This window comes from Nitrospirillum bahiense, assembly GCF_007828025.1.
Classification (GTDB): domain Bacteria; phylum Pseudomonadota; class Alphaproteobacteria; order Azospirillales; family Azospirillaceae; genus Nitrospirillum; species Nitrospirillum amazonense.
This window is the reverse complement of record NZ_VITO01000048.1, coordinates 1-2,693: the sequence shown is the minus strand read 5'-3', so window position 1 is coordinate 2,693 and position 2,693 is coordinate 1. Positions and strand designations below refer to the sequence as shown.

At 69.2% G+C, this 2,693-nt stretch carries 1 protein-coding gene; it reads left to right on the top strand.

All coding sequences use genetic code 11. The features are described from left to right. On the top strand, positions 1-2,693 hold a 2,693-nt coding region (locus FBZ88_RS30470), incomplete at both ends, for a beta strand repeat-containing protein (RefSeq protein ID WP_211102858.1).

The window sequence follows — 2,693 nt, the reverse complement described above, 5'->3', positions numbered from 1 at the left end:
ACGCTGACCGGCCAGTCGGGCCAGGGCACCATCGTCAGCACGCTGGGCAACGTGGCCTTCACGTCCGGCAACCTGCTGCTCAACGACCGCATCCTGGCCACGGGCCATACCGTCATCAACAGCGGCGCCAGCCTGACGCTGTCCACCATCGTCAACGTCACCGGCGATTACAGCCAGGGGGCGTCCGGCACCTTGAGCGTGGGCACGGGCACCGAATTGGTGGTCAGCGACGCCGCCAGCATCGCCGGCACGGTCCTGGCCGGCCTGTCCTCGACTGGCAACTACACCGTCAGTTCCAGCACCCTGGTGGCCGGCGGCAGCGGCTCTGACTACACCTCCGCTACCCTGGGCGGCACGGTCACCGGCCTGGCCGCCGCCGTGGCGGGCGACGGCGCCGACAACCTGCTGCTGACCATCACCAACGACTATGTCGGCGGCACCCTGGCCAGCCTGGTCAACACCGGCAGCGTTGGCGCCGACAAGGCGGCCGTCTATGTCGGCCATTCCGGCAGTGTCGGCACCATCACCAACGCCGGCACCTTCAGCGCCACCACCATCGCCGTCAGCATCGCCAGCGGCGGCCATGTCGGCACGTTCATCAACAGCGTCGGCGCCACGCTGCTCGGCCAAGGTGCCGTCTATTCCGCCGCCGGCTTCGAAAACTACGGGACGGTCGGCACACTGATCAATGCCGGCTATATCATGGGCGGCAGCGTCGGTGTCTCCAACCTGGGCACAATGGGCCTGCTGAGCAACAGCGGCACCATCGTCGGCCAAAGCTGGGGCGTCTACGGCGACTATTACGGCACCATCGTCAACAGCGGCACCATCATCGCGCACAGCGGCCCGGCGCTGAAGAACACCAACACCCTGGGCACCGTCATCAACCAGGGCACCATCACCGGCCCCACGGCCCTCAAGTTCGATGGCCATGTCGACGCCTTGCTGAACAGCGGCACCATCGCGGGCACCGCCGCCATGCGGATCAGCTCCGGCATCGGAACCTTCGTCAACAGTGGCGTGATCGCCGGTCGCATCTCGAATTCCGCCACCGATTTGACCATCGTCGGCGGCAGCAACGGCACGGTCGGCACCCTGACGGGCTACGGCGCGTCCAGCCAGGGCACGCTGACCAGTGCGGCGGACGTGGTGTTCGCCGGGGGCGCCTTGATGCTGAACGACAGCATCGTGGCCAGCGGCCAGACCGTTCTCAACACCGGCGCCACGCTGGGTATTGCCAGCGTGGTCAGCATCACCGGCGCCTACACCCAGGGCGCTGGCGGCACGCTGTCGCTGACCCCTGGCGCCAGCGAGTTGGTGGTCAGCGGCGCCGCCACCGTCGCCGGCACGGTCCTGGCCGGCCTGTCCTCGACCGGCAACTACACCGTTGGCGCCAGCACCCTGGTTGCCGGCGGCGCCGGGTCCGACTACGCGTCCGCCACCCTGGGCGGCACGGTCACCGGCCTGGCCGCCGCCACGGCGGGCGACGGCGCCAACAACTTGCTGCTGACCATCACCAACGATTACATCGGCGGTACCCTGGCCAGCCTGGGCAACGCCGGCACCATCAGCGGCGCCAAGTATGCGGCCTATGTCGGCGGCACGCTGGACTCTTTGAACAACAGTGGCGTCCTGTTCGGTGGCGTCCTGGGCGGGGGTGTCTATATCACCGGCACGCTGGGCACGCTGGTCAACGACAGCGTCGGCACCATCAGCGGCTCCTCCAACGGCGTCCACATCGAGGCCACGGGCACCGTCGGCACGCTCAGCAACAGCGGCAGCGTGTCGGCCGGCTTCGGCGGCGGCGTGGCCAACTTCGGTACCATCGGGCTGTTGGCCAACACCGGCACGGGAACGATCACCGGCGGCAGCGCCGTGCAGAACAATGCCGGTGGCACCATAGGCACGCTGAGCAACAGCGGCGTCATCGGCAGCAGCTACTTCGCCGTGCGCAACAGCGGCAGCATGGGGCGGCTGGACAACAGCGGCACCATCGTGGGCCGGAACGTCGCCTTCCTCAACGATCCGGGCGCCGTCATCGACACGCTGGTCAACAGCGGCGTCATGCGCGGCACCTCGGGCAGCGGCAGCTCGGCCCTGTACAGCGCCGGCACGGTCGGCACGCTGATCAACAGCGGCCTGATCCAGGCGTCCAAGGCGGTGGCGCTGTATGGCCCGCTGGGGGGCCTGCGCAACAGCGGCACCATCGCCGGCGCCATCATCAACAACGGCGGCGGCGCCCTGACCATCAGCGGCGGGACGGGGGGCACCATCGGCACGCTGACGGGCGCCTCGCTGACCAACCAGGGCACCCTGACCAGCGCGTCCGACGTGGTGTTCGCTGGCGGCGCCCTGGTGCTGAACGACAGCATCAGCGCCGGCGGCTTCACCGTCACCAACAACGGTGCCAGCCTGACGCTGACCACCATCGTCAGCATCACCGGCGCCTATACCCAGGGTGCGGCGGGTACCTTGTCGCTGAACCCCGGCACCAGCGGGCTGGTGGTCAGCGGGGCCGCCAGCATCGCCGGCACCATCGCGGCCGGCCTGTCGGTGACCGGCAACTACACCGCGGGGGCCAGCACCGTGGTCGCCGGTGGCGGCGGGTCGGATTACACCGCCGCCATCCTGGGCGGTGCCGCCTCAGGCCTGGCGGCGGGCCTGTCCACCGATGGCGCCGACAACCTGCTGCT